This window comes from Ktedonobacteraceae bacterium (assembly GCA_035653615.1).
In the GTDB taxonomy this organism is placed as follows: Bacteria; Chloroflexota; Ktedonobacteria; order Ktedonobacterales; family Ktedonobacteraceae; genus DASRBN01.
Map to the genome: position 1 here is coordinate 60,705 of DASRBN010000011.1, position 15,933 is coordinate 76,637.

Annotated in this window: 13 protein-coding genes; 4 read left to right on the forward strand and 9 right to left on the reverse strand. The window is 53.5% G+C overall.

Going from position 1 to position 15,933, the window contains the following annotated elements; all coding sequences use genetic code 11:
* Positions 1-72: 72 nt before the first annotated feature.
* The 4 genes from VFA09_06105 to VFA09_06120 form a co-directional block, all read right to left on the reverse strand.
* The gene (locus VFA09_06105; GenBank protein ID HZU66832.1) at positions 73-1,923 is read right to left on the reverse strand and encodes a vWA domain-containing protein; all 1,851 of its coding nucleotides are present in this window, start codon (positions 1,921-1,923) and stop codon (positions 73-75) included.
* A gap of 151 nt (positions 1,924-2,074) precedes the next feature.
* Positions 2,075-2,365 carry a hypothetical protein gene (locus VFA09_06110; GenBank protein HZU66833.1) on the reverse strand — a complete coding sequence of 97 codons (291 nt, stop codon included), beginning with the start codon at positions 2,363-2,365 and terminating at the stop codon, positions 2,075-2,077.
* Positions 2,366-2,749: 384 nt separating this feature from the next.
* On the reverse strand, positions 2,750-3,958 hold the full coding sequence (locus VFA09_06115) for a 2-isopropylmalate synthase (GenBank protein ID HZU66834.1): 1,209 nt from the start codon (positions 3,956-3,958) through the stop codon (positions 2,750-2,752).
* A gap of 228 nt (positions 3,959-4,186) precedes the next feature.
* Positions 4,187-4,663, reverse strand: a complete 477-nt coding sequence (locus VFA09_06120) for a transcriptional repressor (GenBank protein HZU66835.1) — start codon at positions 4,661-4,663, stop codon at positions 4,187-4,189.
* A gap of 261 nt (positions 4,664-4,924) precedes the next feature.
* Between VFA09_06120 and VFA09_06125 the strand changes: the two genes are divergently transcribed.
* Positions 4,925-6,058, forward strand: a complete 1,134-nt coding sequence (locus VFA09_06125) for a HoxN/HupN/NixA family nickel/cobalt transporter (protein HZU66836.1) — start codon at positions 4,925-4,927, stop codon at positions 6,056-6,058.
* A 226-nt stretch (positions 6,059-6,284) separates the two neighbouring features.
* Here VFA09_06125 and VFA09_06130 read toward each other — a convergent pair whose 3' ends face one another.
* From VFA09_06130 to VFA09_06145, 4 genes are all read right to left on the reverse strand, one after another.
* Positions 6,285-7,451, reverse strand: coding sequence for a homogentisate 1,2-dioxygenase (locus tag VFA09_06130; protein HZU66837.1), 1,167 nt, complete (start codon positions 7,449-7,451; stop codon positions 6,285-6,287).
* A gap of 85 nt (positions 7,452-7,536) precedes the next feature.
* The gene (locus VFA09_06135; protein ID HZU66838.1) at positions 7,537-8,523 is read right to left on the reverse strand and encodes a fumarylacetoacetate hydrolase family protein; all 987 of its coding nucleotides are present in this window, start codon (positions 8,521-8,523) and stop codon (positions 7,537-7,539) included.
* Between the two features lie 51 nt (positions 8,524-8,574).
* A complete protein-coding gene (hppD, locus tag VFA09_06140) occupies positions 8,575-9,678 on the reverse strand; it encodes a 4-hydroxyphenylpyruvate dioxygenase (GenBank protein HZU66839.1) in 1,104 nt (367 codons plus the stop codon).
* A gap of 497 nt (positions 9,679-10,175) precedes the next feature.
* Positions 10,176-10,760 carry a DUF4870 domain-containing protein gene (locus VFA09_06145; GenBank protein HZU66840.1) on the reverse strand — a complete coding sequence of 195 codons (585 nt, stop codon included), beginning with the start codon at positions 10,758-10,760 and terminating at the stop codon, positions 10,176-10,178.
* A gap of 425 nt (positions 10,761-11,185) precedes the next feature.
* Here VFA09_06145 and VFA09_06150 point away from each other — a divergent pair, with 425 nt between their 5' ends.
* Positions 11,186-12,124 (forward strand): Yip1 family protein, encoded by a 939-nt coding sequence (locus VFA09_06150; protein HZU66841.1) that lies wholly within the window; start codon positions 11,186-11,188, stop codon positions 12,122-12,124.
* Positions 12,125-12,304: 180 nt separating this feature from the next.
* Here the strand turns inward: VFA09_06150 and VFA09_06155 are convergent, their stop codons facing one another.
* Positions 12,305-13,030: a hypothetical protein gene (locus tag VFA09_06155; GenBank protein ID HZU66842.1), complete on the reverse strand. Its 726-nt coding sequence runs from the start codon at positions 13,028-13,030 to the stop codon at positions 12,305-12,307.
* Positions 13,031-13,453: 423 nt separating this feature from the next.
* On the opposite strand from VFA09_06155, the gene VFA09_06160 reads away from it, so the two are divergent.
* Positions 13,454-13,879, forward strand: coding sequence for a MarR family transcriptional regulator (locus VFA09_06160; GenBank protein ID HZU66843.1), 426 nt, complete (start codon positions 13,454-13,456; stop codon positions 13,877-13,879).
* 23 nt (positions 13,880-13,902) lie between these two features.
* Positions 13,903-15,900 (forward strand): chloride channel protein, encoded by a 1,998-nt coding sequence (locus VFA09_06165; GenBank protein HZU66844.1) that lies wholly within the window; start codon positions 13,903-13,905, stop codon positions 15,898-15,900.
* Positions 15,901-15,933 lie beyond the last annotated feature (33 nt).

Sequence of the window (15,933 nt, forward strand, 5' to 3'; positions counted from 1 at the left end):
TCTTTATTCGCAGGATGATGTATGAGACATGCAAGGATTTCGTTTGAAAAGGACAGGGATCAGGCCCCGTCCCTATAGGGGATCAGTCTGCAAGTGCAGCGTGGCAGGCCTGCAGCCCTGTACCTGGATGACATCTTTATCCGTGAGTTCAATACTTTGCTGGCTTTCTTTCGTTACCAGGAATGTACGCCCTCCCTGCCTGACCGTCACTTTAGGCTCGTTGCCGGTTGCGACGAGTTGCACATTACCTTTGAATAGCAGCACAAAGCTTGCTCCACAAAACTCAAGACCACCGTGACTTTCGAGCTCTTGCGAACTCAAGGCGGCCTTATGGAATAGCCGCCGCATCAGCGGGCGGCCCATAGTTCCGAGGTCTACGACGTGCCCGCCCTGTACCAGTTGCCAGCCTTTCGACTTGCGCGGGCGCAGCAGGAAGGCCAGCAGCAGGATGAGTAGCAACAGGCTTAATCCGGCGATCAGGAACAAGCGATACTGGGCCACGTAGCAGTTTATGGTGCTGCAAGATGGCGCGGGCGGAACAATCACGGCCTTTTTTGCCAATGGAATAGTTACCTGCGCTCGCGATGCCTCGACCGGTATCTGCAAGTAGACCGCCTCGATCTGAATATGTACCTGTCCTGGCACACTATGCAGCGTGATCTTTCCACCGAAGAGCGGGCTGTTGTTTTCCTGCACCAGTTCAACGGTGGTCGTCGAAGTGACTTGTCCGTTGACGAGAACCTGCACCTGGGCGTTCAGCACTGCTTCATTGGGCCTGGGAAGAACAGGTACTGTACCATCCAGCAACTCCGCCGAAATTTGTAGCGGCTGTCCTATATAAGCTGTTGTGCGGGCAGAGGGTTGCAGGAGTGTGACATGAAGGCGCGTTTCGACCAGGGCATATACCTGGGCCTGCGCATCGCCGCTGACATTGATGGTGTACGTACCCGGTTGATTGATGTCGGAGAGCGCCATGTTATCGATCTCGTAATGGCGGTCGGTAGAACGCTGCACCGATTGATCTGGAATGGGCTGACCATCCGGCCCATTGACCGTAATTCCGTATGTACCGTTGCTGCGGAACGTTACAAATGTGACTCGTTCGGCGTAAGTATCAATGCGAACCGTAAAGGTATCGTCGCTCAATTGCGCGGGCAGGAATGTAAGATGCTGCCATTGGGCGTACAGCTGCACGACGACCTGCGCGAGTTCGTGCGCGTTACGCACGTTTGTATAGATGCCACCGGTACCACGCGCGATGTCGTTAAGCAAGGCATTCGCCATCTGCCCATCCGTCTGCGTCAGATCGAGCGCGAGACCAAATGCGCTGACTGGAATACCATTCGCGCAGAACCTCGGGATCAGTTGCTGCCGGATGTCGTTTGCCTGGTTGACGCCGTTGAGTGTCGCCGGGTCCGGGTTGCCATCGGTGACGATAATCACCCGCGATCCAACGGGAGCGCCTTTCAATAAGGTAAGAGCTTTTTGTAACGCGGGATCGAGCGGGGTCGCACCGCCAATGGGATAGTTTTGCACCGCGTCCTTCAAGCTCTGGCGCTGGCTCGCGACGGAGAGATCATAGGGACCTAGCACGGGCGTACTTTGATTGCTGAACGGTATCACCGCCATCTGACCCGGCCATAAATCGGCCAGGGCCTTTGTGACACTCGTACTATAGCCATCGGGGTCTGTAGCGCCCGGTTGATAGGTCAGGCTACCCGAGCGATCCAACAACACGATCAGCAATGACTGTGAAGTGATGTCACCGGCCACCTGGCAACTCGCCGCTGCATGATTCACCACAATTGTCTGTGCGCGCGCAAATGACGGCCACCGGCCGACCAGCGTGATAAGAAAAATGAAGAGGCTGCTCGTGAAGGCTAGAAGGATAATTATTCTTACATGCCTGTGAATATGCTGCATTGCTTTTCTCTCCATTTCAATAGTTAAAAACGCTTGACTCTAACTTGATTACCAATTATTTATCCTCATTACTGGGAAACGGATTCGCATCGATCTTATCCAATTCATATCATCCTTAATCCTGTTACCCGGTAAAAGGTTGCCGGAATCATTAGCCGAATCGGCGTAGATGCGCGCGTTCGACTATCGAATGTTCACCGACATCCCAGAGATAGATTTGCCCATGCTTATACTGGTACAGCAGGCGTTTGTTGATGCTGATATAGCAACTCCAGATTGTTTCGCCTTTCACCTGGCGTAATTTGTGCGCTTGCAAAGAGCGATATCCTGGATTAGTCGCCAGTTGCTCAATTTTGCTATCAACGATATGGCGTATCCGTGCTGGAAGCTGCCTGTAGGATTCCAGAAACGCCGGCATATAGCTAACGGGCATACGTGTCATTGCATCACCTCCTGTATAATGTTCCCAGGCCGTGTTTGAATCTGCATAAACCTTAATCTTGCCTTGAGAAAAAAGGTTGCTTCTCATGAGCAAAAGGGAATACTTATCAGGTGGAAACGCTAGTTGTGGTGAAGCAAGACGCAATGAGGGATACTGATCTGGAGTAAGGGCGGGATGTGGTTGAATGAGAAACAATATGAGCGGAGAGATTCTTCCCCTTCGTTCCTCAGGGCTTCGGCTCACTCACTCAGAATGACATGGCCGAGGCATGTCATTCTGAGTGGAGCAAAGAATCTTCCCGCGCTGGGGCTTCGCACACCTGATCTTCTCCACTCGCAGGAAATCACCAGGTGTCTATTGGGGTACCTGTTGTACAACAAACAATTATTCTGAGGTGATAAGTGTGTGCATTGTGACCTCGGTTTTCCCTGTGGCCGTCTCCGCGATATAGCGCAGATCCATCTCCTCCAGCTCCTTCTTCTTGCCCAGCAGCAGCTTCGCCATGTCGAAAGCGCGGTTCAACTGCTCTTTTTCAAGTTCGTAGCCGAGTTCGCGCAGTTGGGCGGCAAGCGCGGCGCGGCCTGAGAGCTTGCCAACGTGCATGCGGCGGTCGGCGGCGGTCAGGCCAATGGATTCGGGGGTCATGATCTCGTAGGTGCGGGCATCTTTGAGGACGCCATCCTGGTGAATACCTCCACCATGAGCAAAAGCGTTAGCGCCGACGATAGACTTTGTCCACTGCGGCTGCATACCCGACAGTTTCGCTACCAGGCGGCTGGTCGGAATGATTTTGGTGGTATCGACGCGCACATCCAGGCCAAGATCGGCTGAACGAGTGCGAATCGCCATCACCACATCTTCGGTCGCTGCATTGCCTGCCCGCTCGCCAAGGCCGTTGATGCAGGTATCGACGCGCTCAGCTCCGTTGCGCAGACCTTCGAGAGCATTGGCAACCGCGAGCCCCAGATCGTCATGACAATGGGCCGAGATACGCGCCTGCGGGAACTCGCGCTTCACATCGGCGACCAGCTGGCCGAACTCCCAGGGCAGCGCAAAGCCGACGGTATCGCAGATGGCAATAAAACGCACGCCCTCTTTCAAAACGGCTTCACAGACCTCAAGAATGAAATCGTGTTCGGTGCGCGTTGAATCTTCCAGGGCGAAATCGACGTTTTCGGTATAAGTACGAGCATGGGCGACTGCGGTACGCGCCATCTCCAGGACCTGTTCGCGCGTCTTGCCTAGCTTGACCTGGCGGTGCAGCGGCGAGGTGCTGACAAATGGATGAATGACGGGATGCTCGGCGTCCTTGACGGCTTCCCATGCGCGATCAATATCGCCGAAATGCGTGCGGGCAATCGAGCAAATCTCGGCATTACGCACCTGCTGAGCAATCAAGCGAATGCACTCAAATTCTCCTGGCGAGGAGATCGCGAAGCCACAATCCAGTGTATCAAAACCCATATCGGCCAGGGCTTTAGCAATTGCCAGTTTCTCTTCGGGAAAATAGTTTACTCCCGGCGTCTGTTCGCCATCACGAAGCGTGGTTTCAAAAAATTTGACGATGCGAGGTGCGGTTCCATTCGTCGCCATTGCGCATTACTCCTTCTTTGCGAAACTCCTTTGTTTCAACGATATGAGGAACATTAGCTATTCATTACGAAAATTATACGCAACCGGTGACTGGCAACGCAAGCATTGCTTGCCGATGATTCTCCAGAAGTGGCGGGAGATTCTTCGCTTCACTCACAATGACATGCCCCAGGGCGGTCAAGTACCTGGGGGCGGCAGATTCTTCGCTTCACTCACAATGACATACGCTCAAATTGAGTTATCAGGGCAATCTGTACTCGCATCCTTCTTTGTTGCCTCGTTCTGTTGCCTCGTTTTCCAGCACTGCTCACAATAACCGGCAGCGAGCAGGGAGAACCTTAATTGATGGAAGTGATATCGCTCCTCTAATTGTTCAGGCAGATTACCCGGCAGCGCCTGATCCAGGTGAAGGACAGTATGACATCCCCGGCAGACGAGGTGATGATGGGCCTTATCATCAATTGCTTCATAGTGGATTTGCTGGCCTGGAAAGTGGAAGGAGGCTATCAGTCCAAGTTCTTCTAGAAGTTCCAGGGTGCGGTAGATGGTCGAAACGCTGATGAGTGGATTTTCTGCTTGCACACGTTTCGTAATTTGCTCGATAGTGAGGTGTTCTCCGGCTTCCTGCATCACATGCAGTATGAGATACCGTTGAGGAGTGGAGCGATAGCCATGCCGGTACAAAATATCATTTCTGCTATGCATTGCCAGCTATCCCTTGACAGGTTTTCTCACCTACGAATATTTTCTGAGAAGTATTGTAACACAGGTGCTAAACATTTGCAAATAGGTGGAATTTGCGGTATACTTTGAAAAGTAGAAGTTGTGTTCTCGATTTGCTTCAGAGTTAACAGTGGAATATATTTCGTAGATTGTCCCTGCTAGTTCATACCATAGCAATCGGCCTGCTGTTCCAGTCAGATCGCTCTTCTTTTGGAGGAGCTTCCTTGCGCCAGAGGAGGTTTTATGAGCAGTAACTTCAGTATTTCGGCTCTCTCTCATGTCTTTAGTGATAGCTCACAAGAAGTTCGCCGCAAGGTGATCGGCATTTACGTTATGCTGATTGCTTTTAATGTTGTGATGTGGGGATTGGCTTTCATCGGGTTTTCCGTGCAATATCCCGCGCTGCTGGGGGTAGCATTGCTGGCCTATAGCTTTGGCCTGCGCCACGCTTTTGACGCCGATCACATCTCGGCCATTGATAATGTCACACGCAAGCTTATGCAGGAGAATAAACGCCCTGTCGCCGTCGGCCTCTTCTTCTCGCTTGGTCACTCCACGATTGTCGTCGCGTTGTCGGTTGGCATAGCTGTGGCTGCCGTCTTTATTAAAGATGCCATTCCCACTTTGCAGAATGCCGGGGGACTGATTGGTACCTCAGTTTCTGCCGGGTTCCTCTATCTGATTGCCATCATCAACATCCTGGTGTTGTGGGAAATCTTCCTGATGTTCCGCAAAGTGAAAAGAGGGGAAGAATATAACGATCAGACCCTGGATGAGTTCTTAAACCAGCGTGGGCTGATGGGCCGTTTCTTCCGCCCGCTGCTCAAAGTGATTGATAAAAGCTGGAAGATGTATCCGGTTGGAGTGCTCTTCGGCCTGGGTTTTGATACGGCAACCGAGGTAGGACTCCTTGCTATCGCCGCGGCTGAGGCAAGTAAAGGTCTTCCCATCGCTTACATCCTGATCTTCCCCGGCCTCTTCATGGCCGGCATGACCTTTATGGACACAACTGACAGCATCCTGATGCTTGGAGCTTATGGCTGGGCCTTCGTCAAACCCATTCGGAAACTGTATTACAACCTCAACATCACCCTGATCTCCGTTCTCGTCGCCCTGATTATCGGCACGATTGAACTGCTGAGCATTATCGTGATGGAGGCGAACCTGAGTGGAGGATTCTGGGATTTTGTTGGGAATCTCGATCTCAACCGGCTGGGCTACATCATCGTTGGCATCTTCATTTTGAGCTGGGCCATCTCGACGATCATCTACAAGGTGAAAAAATACGACGATATCGAGGTGAATGAAGCTCCTCACAAGCGCACCGAGATTATCGGTAGCGAAGTAGTAAGAGATGAACTGATCAGCGAGCAATAAGCTGCGGATTCTTCGTTGCACTCAGAATGACATGAATGGGCGCGGGATTCTTCCCCTTCATTCGCCGGAGATTCTGAGCGCAGCGAAGAATCTCCGGGGCCACAGATGGAGACTCTCCGCCCTTCGTTCATCAGGGCTTCGGCTCCATCACGATAATGCTCAGCAGTTCAATCGTGATGGAGCCTCAGCATGACACGTCCTCGGATGTATCATGCTGAGGCAGCATTTACTCATACCAGCTCGTCGGATAGCCCGGATCGTCAATCGACTGCGCGATGGTGGTGTACTTGAGTGGATAGAACGTGTCTATCATGACGGCCAGTTCCTCGGTGCGTTCGGCTCCCAGGCTCTTCTCAACTGCTCCCGGATGGGGGCCGTGCGGAATGCCGCGCGGGTGCAGGGAGATCGATGAGCGCTCGATGCCCTTGCGGCTGCCGAAGTTGCCGTTGACGTAGTAGAGCATTTCGTCGCTGTCGATGTTACTGTGGTTATAGGGCACAGGGATCGAAAGCGGGTGGTAGTCGAGTTTGCGCGGGACGAACGAGCATACGACGTAGTTTGGCCCCTGGAACGTCTGGTGAACCGGGGGCGGTTGATGAATGCGCCCGGTAATCGGCTCGAAATCGCCAATGTTGAAGATCCAGGGATAGTTGCAGCCATCCCAGCCCACAGTATTGATCGGATGGAAGTCGTACCAGTAGCTGGAGATGGTATCATGTACCTTTACGCGCACCTCGAAGTCGCCACGCTCGGTATGCGTCACAAGCTCTTCGGGACGGCGAATATCGCGCTCGCAGTAGGGCGAGTGTTCGAGCAACTGACCGTGCTTGCTCATATAGCGATGCGGTGGCTCAATCGGACCATGCGACTCGACGGCCAGCAGGCGTGTATCGGGGCTATCGGCAGGAATGTCGAAGCGGAAGATGGTACCGCGCGGAATGATGATGTAATCACCCTCGTGATAGGGCAGCAGGCCAAATGTGGTTTCAAGGACGCCATGTCCATCATGAACGAAGTACATCAGATCGGAATCGCCGTCACGATAGTAGTAGTCCATGCTGGTATCGGGCAGGGCGATTCCGATGATGATGTCCTTGTTGAACAGGAGATTCTGGCGTCCCAGTACGGCGTCACCACCGCGCTTTAACTGGGCAGTTTTGAGGTGATGGTGGCGCTGCACATCCTGGTGCCATTCCTCAAAAGGAAACTGCTGCTGCGTGAAAGGCTCGACTTTCTTGACTCGTGTTGGCGCGTAGTTGTAGTAGATGTTCGAATAATCGTTTGAGAAACCTTCGGTGCCGAAAAGCTCCTCGTGATAGAGTGTTCCGTCCGGTTTGCGGAACTGCGTGTGTCGCTTTGGGGGTATCTGTCCCAGGCGATGATATGGTGGCATTTGATATTCCTCCTGTTGCATTTCTGTTGCAAAATGCAACATGTGAATTCATTCCCCGCACTAATACATTTCCAAAGGATTGAAACTAAACAATGCGGTTACGCAATACGCCAATACCTTCGATTTCCAGTTCGACAACATCACCACGCTGGATCCAGGGATGAACCTTTGTGGTCAGTTCCAGGATACAGCCGGTTCCCACGGTGCCTGAACCCATCACGTCTCCGACGCGAATACGGGCGTTGCGAGAGGCATGAGCAATCATTTGTGGAAAGCTGTAGTAGATCTGGTTGAAGTTTCCGCGCGAGATTTCCCTGCCATTGATACGCGCCAGCATGGTCATGTCGTAGCGTTCGCTGGCGCCGCTTCCGCTGCGGCGAGCTGCCAGTTCGTCGGGTGTGACCAGCCAGGGGCCGAGCGAAGTGGCAAAATCCTTGCCCTTACCGGGACCGAGGTTGAGCTTCATATCCAGGCGCTGGAGGTCACGCGCGCTCCAGTCGTTCATGATGGTGTAACCCGCTATGTAGTCAGCTGCTTCCTCGACGGGTATATTCTTGCCCTCGCGTCCGATGACGCAGGCTATTTCAAGCTCGATATCCAGTTCGTTGCTGCCTTCAGGATAAGGAACCTGTTCATCAGGACCGTAGATTTCACTGTTGTTGGTAAAGTAGAACGTAGGTATTTGATACCATTCAGGGATCATATCTGCGTTGCGCAGGGCTCGCGCTGCCCTGACATGCTGCTCGAAGGCGTAGAAATCGCGCACAGACGGCGGATCAGGAATGGGCGCGAGGAGTACGAGTTCGTTCAACATGTACTCTTTGCCCACGTTCACCTTTACGGGCAGTTCACCAAAGCCGGCCATCGGCGCGCCCGGTGCGATGGGTGTGATCGGCACTTCGACGATGTTATCTTGCTCTGCCAGTTCCAGAACGCGCCTGGCCACAGCCAGACCATCAGGATCGCGCAGGAGTTCGAGCACCGAGGGATAATCCAACTCGGTCACGCGCTCGCCATGCACGACACCGGCATGAGTCTTGCGATCAGGGGTCCTGAACGTTACGAGTTTCATATATCAATCCCTTAAAAAGGGCAATCGCGAGGATTGCCCTGCTTCATGCATTTACAAATTGCCGCGCAGTTCCTGCTCGCGTTCCAGCGCCTCGAAGAGGGCCTTGAAATTGCCTTCGCCAAAGCCACGCGCGCCCTTGCGTTCGATGACCTCGAAGAACACGGTGGGGCGGGTGACAATCGGTTTGGAGAAGATTTGCAGCAGGTAGCCCTCGTCGTCATGATCGACGAGGATGCTGAGTTCGGCCAGGTCGCGAATATCCTCGGCAATGTGACCAACGCGATCCAGCACACTTTCATAATAGTTACGCGGGGTGCGTAAGAACTCGATGCCCCGCTCCTGCAAGTTGCGCACGGTGGTGACGATATCACTGGTATTGAGGGCAATATGCTGCACCCCCGGCCCATAATAGAATTCCAGGTACTCTTCGATCTGCGATTTCCTGCGTCCGGGAGCCGGTTCGTTGATCGGCAGTTTGATGCGCCCGCTGCCATTCTGCATCACCTTGGACATGAGGGCCGAATACTCGGTGCTGATGGCGCGATCATCGAAATGGATCAGTTGCGTGAAGCCCAGCACCCGCTCGTAGAAGGCGACCCATTCGTTCATTTTACCGAGTTCGACATTGCCGACCACGTGGTCGATGGCGGCCAGGCCCGCGGGACGAGCGCGGCGCGGAACATCCGTCGAGATGGGCCGGAAGCCGGGCAGGAAGGTGCCCTTGTAGTCCTGGCGTTCGACGAAGGTGTGAATAGTTTCCCCGTAGGTGGCAATCGAGGCCAGTTTCACCATCCCATAATCGTCTTTGCGCACGACCGGCTCCATCACGCCTTGCGCCCCGCGGCTGGTGGCTTCGCGATAGGCGCGTTCGGCATCGTCGACGCGGAAAGCAACATCTTTGACCCCGTCACCGTGCAGCTTAATATGCTCGGCAATCGCTCCCTCTGGCCCATAGGGGGTGGTCACGACCAGGCGCACGTTGCCCTGCTCCAGCACATAGCTGCTGTGGTCGCGCACGCCGGTTTCCAGGCCCGCGTAGGCGATAGGCGTAAAGCCCCAGCCATGGCTAAAATAGTAGGCGGACTGCCGGGCATCGCCGACGTAAAATTCAATGTAGTCGAAGTTCTGAATGGGCATGAAGTCTTGTTCTGGCATAAGCGGCTCTCCTTTGATTCCGAAACGTCTTTGTTTCGCTGTGTTGCAATTGTGGCTATATGGGCAACCCGTCGTTGCCCATGCGTATGCTACATTTCACTACTAGCCATTATACGCAACCTGAAGAGAGACCTGCAAGTGAACCAGAGGATTTGGACGAGGTGATATAGGGACCTGGATGATAGTAGATGCTCTATCGCAAGGACCGATGATGAACTTTAACTACCAACACCAGCAGTGCGAGTAGCCATACCGTGTCATTCTGAGCGCAGCGAAGAATCTGAGACTGTGTGAAAAGCACTCATAACAGCCAGAGTGAAAGTCAAGAAGTGGCTCCACAGGCCGAACCAAAATTTCACACAGTCTCTCTGTGACCCGTCGCGCTCAGATTCTTCGCTGCGCTCAGAATGACATGCATTACTGGCGCTTACCGATTGTGATTGTTAAAAATCATTACCGGCCTTTCGTCCATTGCTGGATTATTTCATCAAATTGCATTATATAGTGGAGCCTGCATACTTCTCGGCATAATCACCGATAACAGGCAACTTGAACTTCTTACCCTGGAAAGCATTGATCAGGAGGATAATCCAGACCACAAATGCCGCGAGGCCAACCAGCCAGAAGAGACAGCCGAATAACAGCGCGAGGATACCAATATTGGCTGCCGCAAAAGCGACTGACAGGATCTCGATAACGATATAAAACACGGTCAGGGCAACGGAGAGAATTATTGACTGCATGGCGTTGAAGCGCACAAACTGATTCTGTTTCTCGCTCAGGAAGAAGATCAGCCCCGTGATCCAGCCAAAGATGTAGCTCAAACCGGCTGCGACATTGGCCTGCATGCCCATGGAGGTGGGACCAAGCGCGCTGGCAGCCGCGGCGCCACCGCCTGCCGCGCCATAAGGATTCTGCTGGTAGCCATACTGCTGCTGACCATAAGGATTCTGCTGGTAGCCACCTTGCTGGTAGCCGCTCTGCTGGCCGCTATACGGATCATTGGGATTTGGCTGAGGATTGTAGCCGCCGTACTGACCTTGATTAGGGTCCTGGCCCTGATTAGGATTCCAACTCATCATATTATCCTTTCTGTTAAGAAACTACACATGAGTCAACGAGTTCAAGGCAGTTTTTTTTACTATCACCTTCGAATTGCCCACAAGGGGCGCGCAACACTTGCTCCTTGTGCAACTTCAAGGGTACAACGTAGTATACATGGAAACGTTCGGTTTGTATACAGTATATCTTCCGAATGGGAAAAATATATACGGATGGGTCTTTCTACTTCTTTATGAAAAGGTCACAGGTTTTGTAAAATTGTGGGTTTTTCAATTCTTGTGAAGAATTTTCCGGTTTAAAAGTAGACGCTTTTCTAAAGATATGTTATAATCAGCCCGTTAAAGGCTCAGTTGGCAGAAGTATTTAGATACCTGCCAGGAATGCCTGTACCTTGAATGTATGGCCAGACTGAACTTTGTCGTTGTTTCATTAAAGGAGAAATTACATGAGTTGGGATCCAACACAACGCGCCCAGCCGGGCGGCGAGCAAGGGCAAGACCCCTATTCGGGATATGGGGGCCAGCAGAATCCGTATGGCGCGTCGCAACCAAACTCCGGTTCTTATGACCCGAGCGCGCAGCAACAAAATCCTTATGGCACTCCACCTCCAGGCTACAACCCACCTCCGCAGAATCCCTACGCCAATCCAGGCGGGTATCAGCAGGGCGGCACCTATGGCTACGCTGCTCCTCAACCACAACCAGTGGCGGCGCGGCCAGTCGATCAATCCATCAAGGAACTCCCCAACCAGTATATGAATGTCATCACCCATCCATCAGATGCAACCTTCGCAGCTGAAATGCCAAAGGCTGACTGGGCAATGGTCTGGATCCAACTCGGCATTCTGATTGTCGTAGGTGTAGTCATCGGGTTGATAACCGGCCTGATCGGGTCCGCGACGATAGGCGCGGTTACAGGTTCGTCCAGCCTGAGTGGATCACTTGCCGGGCTTACCGTAGCCACTTCTGCCGGCTCCGCATTTTTAAGGATCATCTTTATCCCTCTGTTCTTCTTTATCGGTGTTGGCATCCAGTTTGTGATTGCTAAGGCCTTTAATGGGCAAGGGACATTCTTACAGCAGAGCTATACGCAACTCCTTTACAAAGTACCAACCGATATCATTGGCTATGTCGTTACCGCACTCTTCGGCTTCATTCCGGTCGCAGGTTTCTTTTTGACGGGTATATTCAGTCTTGCCCTGTTCATTTATGAGGTTGTCTTGAACATCTTCCAGATCAAGGCGACACATCGTCTGACCACCGGCAAGGCAGCGGCGGTGGTGCTGATACCCTATGCTGTAATACTCGTGCTTGGTCTGCTATGCGCAATAGTAGCGGCATCGTTCATCTTAAGTATCCTACATGCAGCGGCGGGCGGTCAGTAAAGCATTCAATGCATAACAAAAAAGAGGGGGACTTGAGATTCTTCCCTTTTGTTCCTCAGGGCTTCGGCTCACTCACTCAGAAAGACAGGCCCCGGACCAGTCCGGGGCCTGTCTTTCTGAGTGAGTGAGCCGAAGCATCTCGGATCATCCTCTTTTATTTGCCGAGCTTGTAGGGTAGACCTATCTCTCCTGAGAGCTGATTGTATCGAGCGCTTCCAACACCTGGGTAATATCCTGGCAGACCTCCAGCAGTACCTGGGGCAACCACTCTTCAGGGCGAGGATTATCGGCCATAATTTCGCCCGGGTCGTCAGGATCGTCGTCATCGTCGTGACGGCGCATAATGATGTGTTCTTCGCGATGACGGCCATCATCGTGCAGGCCGCGCAGTCCATCGGGATGCCAGATCGGCAGTTCTACACGCTGTTGCAGCGTTAGCGCCTCCGGCAACAGGCGGTTATCTTGCATTGCCAGCGTCACGCCGGGGCGCGTCTCGTTCGCGCGGCTGCTGTTCTCGCTGGCACGCAGCTTGAGCATCTGCGTCAGGTCGGCCAGAGACGGCGAGACCACCGAGGTGGAATGCAGCGGCGTGCTGTAGGCCAGGTCAAGTACCAGGGGTGGAATATCACTGGTGTGCAAATGGGGACAATGTTCATCAGGCTCGTGGAAAAAATCGCAAATCCCAACCGGGCCTTCCTGTGAAAGCGCGGTATCCATCGTACTCCAGGTAAAGGAAATGGTGCAGGAGCTGCGGTTTTCCGAGCCTTCGCAGCTTCCGGTATGGCAGGTGCAGGCAAATTCGCGCTCGAGCGAACGCGCATTCATCCAATGCTCAGGATGGGTGACAAGCTCAAGTTTGGCCGCCGCATTCAGGAAAAAAGTCGTCAGGTCTTCATAGGTTAACATGTGAAACATCACTCCTCGCCGCCCATGCATGCAATGTGTGGGTAATTCATCAGGGGTTCCTTCGTCTGGTTCACCTGTTTACGGCGTGCCTCTATATTACCGGTGCCAGAGGTTTGTGTCAACAGGTGCTGACTCTATTCGTGTTACAATTGACTCAACATGCCGCTCGAAAGTGGCATGGAACTCCCATTCAGAAAAGAGCAGCGGATTGAATACTTCGCTCATATAGCTCAATTTCAACGTCATATCATGAAAAAAATCAGGAAAAGCGCCGATCTTCCCAGAGGAGGATATGGAGCAGAGAAAGAAAGACTACCTGGCCTTTTTGCTGGGGGAGCTTAGAAGCCTTGCCTTTCTGCCTTGACAATGTACTGCTATTTCTGGTATTTTATATCGTAATACGACACAAAGGCAAAACAATCTATGAAATCAAGAGACGAACTGACAATGAATGAATATCAAGCTCTGGCCGAATTTCGTTATCAAATCCGGCGTTTTTTGCATTTCAGCGAACAGGTTGCTCGTGAGACAGGACTGGAGCCGCAGCAGCATCAATTGCTGCTCGCGCTCAAAGGACTGCCGGAGGGCAGGAAAGCCACTATTGGCGAGCTGGCCGAACGGTTACAAATTCAGCATCACAGCACGGTTGAGCTGATTGATCGCATGGTAGAACATCATTTCATCCAACGCCATCGCGACGAAGAGGATCAGCGCCGCGTCATCATTCAGCTCACCCCTGCAGGCGAAGGCGTACTGCGTAAGCTCTCGCTGCTGCATCATACTGAACTTCAGACGACGGGGCCAACGCTGGTCCAGGCGCTCAACAGGCTTATTGATACTGAAAGCTGACAAGCAAAGGAGGAATAGGTATCTTGCTTCCAGATATCTGGCATAAATTTGTGAAAGGCATCAGCAATCTGGGCAATCACGAGGCGCTCGGTAAATTAGGTGATTTTACTGCCACGCCGCGCATGATTGTTATCTCTTTGCTTGCAATTATTATCGGCCTGATCAGCGCCTTCGTGGCGCTTATTCTCCTCAGATTGATCGGCTTTTTTACCAATCTCTTTTTCTTCCAGCGCCTGGGGTTTGCCCTGGTCTCGCCCGCAGGCAACCATCTGGGCGTTTTAGTGATCCTGGTGCCCGTCATCGGAGCGCTCATCATTGGATTGATCGCGCGCTACGGGTCTGAACGCATTCGCGGTCACGGCATCCCCGAAGCCATTGAAGCCATCCTCATCAATGGCAGCCGCGTAGAACCGAAGGTGGCTTTCTGGAAACCCTTATCTTCCGCGCTGTCAATTGGCACCGGCGGACCATTTGGAGCCGAAGGCCCGATCATCATGACCGGCGGAGCATTCGGTTCATTGATCGCCCAGTTTTTCCAGCTTTCGAGTACCGAACGCAGGACGCTGCTTGTGGCCGGTGCAGCCGGGGGCATGTCCGCCACATTCGCGTCACCGGTAGCGGCGGTTCTGCTGGCCGTCGAACTACTGCTCTTCGAGTGGAAGCCGCGCAGCCTTATACCGGTAGCGCTGGCCAGCGCTGCGGCTGCGGCAATGCGGCGCTATATCATCGGCATGGGTCCGCTCTTCCCAACGCCGCCTCATCCGGCGTTTATCGGTCCGGGTGGTCTGCTTGGCTGTGTGGTGGTGGGGCTGCTTGCCGGTGCTCTCTCGGCGCTCTTGACGGTGGCCGTTTATGCCGCGGAAGACGCGTTTCGCCTGCTGCCCATCCATTGGATGTGGTGGCCTGCTATCGGCGGAGTGGTAGTTGGAATCGGCGGCCTGATTTTTCCGCAGGCCCTGGGCGTTGGCTATGACATGATCGGCACACTGCTGGCAGGCAAGGGGACAGTCGAGTTGATCCTGGGCATCCTGATTGTCAAGTCGATCATCTGGTCAGTATCGTTGGGTTCGGGCACTTCCGGCGGTGTCCTGGCGCCGCTGCTGATGATGGGAGGCGCGCTTGGTGGACTTGAAGCCTTTTTCTTGCCGAACGAGGGGTTAGGGTTCTGGCCGCTGGTGAGCATGGGAGCCATCCTCGGCGGCACGATGCGTTCTCCCTTTACCGGCATCATCTTTGCCCTCGAGCTGACCCACGACGTGAATATGCTGTTGCCCCTGTTAATCGCCGTGGTGATCGCGCATGGCTTCACTGTCCTTGTCATGCGACGCTCGATCTTGACCGAAAAGGTCAGCCGGCGCGGGTATCATTTGTCCCGCGAATATTCGACCGACCCGCTGGAGATCATCTTTGTACGCGAGGTCATGCGAACGAATATTGTTGCGCTCTCGGACAAAATGTCGCTGCAAGACCTGGTCAAATTAGTGAATAAGAGTCCCATAACGGCGCCTGTCAGCCCGAATGGAGGAGGAACCAGCATCACGCAGGAGGAGGCCAAAGCGCTTGCCCCCGCGCCTCCTGTTACCATAAACAAAGAAAGCGGTGGCAGGAGCATGGGCCGCATACAGCACCTCTACCCGGTATTAGATGCCGAGGAACACCTGGTTGGCGTCGTGACGCGGCGTGATTTGCAAGAGCTTGTCTCCAGGGCCACCGAAGGCGACCCTGGGAATGGGGATGGCCGCGCCCAGAGGCTTGCCGATGTAATCAACCAGTATCCCATCGTGGCCTACGCCGACGAGCCATTGCGGGTCGTGGTGTACCGCATGGCCGATACGGGCTATACGCGTTTTCCTGTCGTTGAGCGCGATGACCCGCGCAAGCTGGTGGGCATCGTTTCGCTCAATGACCTGCTCAAAGCGAGGGCACGCAGTCTGGAGGAGGAGCGCCATCGCGAGCGGGTACTGCGCCTGCGCCTCTTATTCCCGACACGTAATGTGGACAGGGCGGAGAAAGTCGATTAGGGAAACCTCCTAACCCTTGACAAAATCACTTAA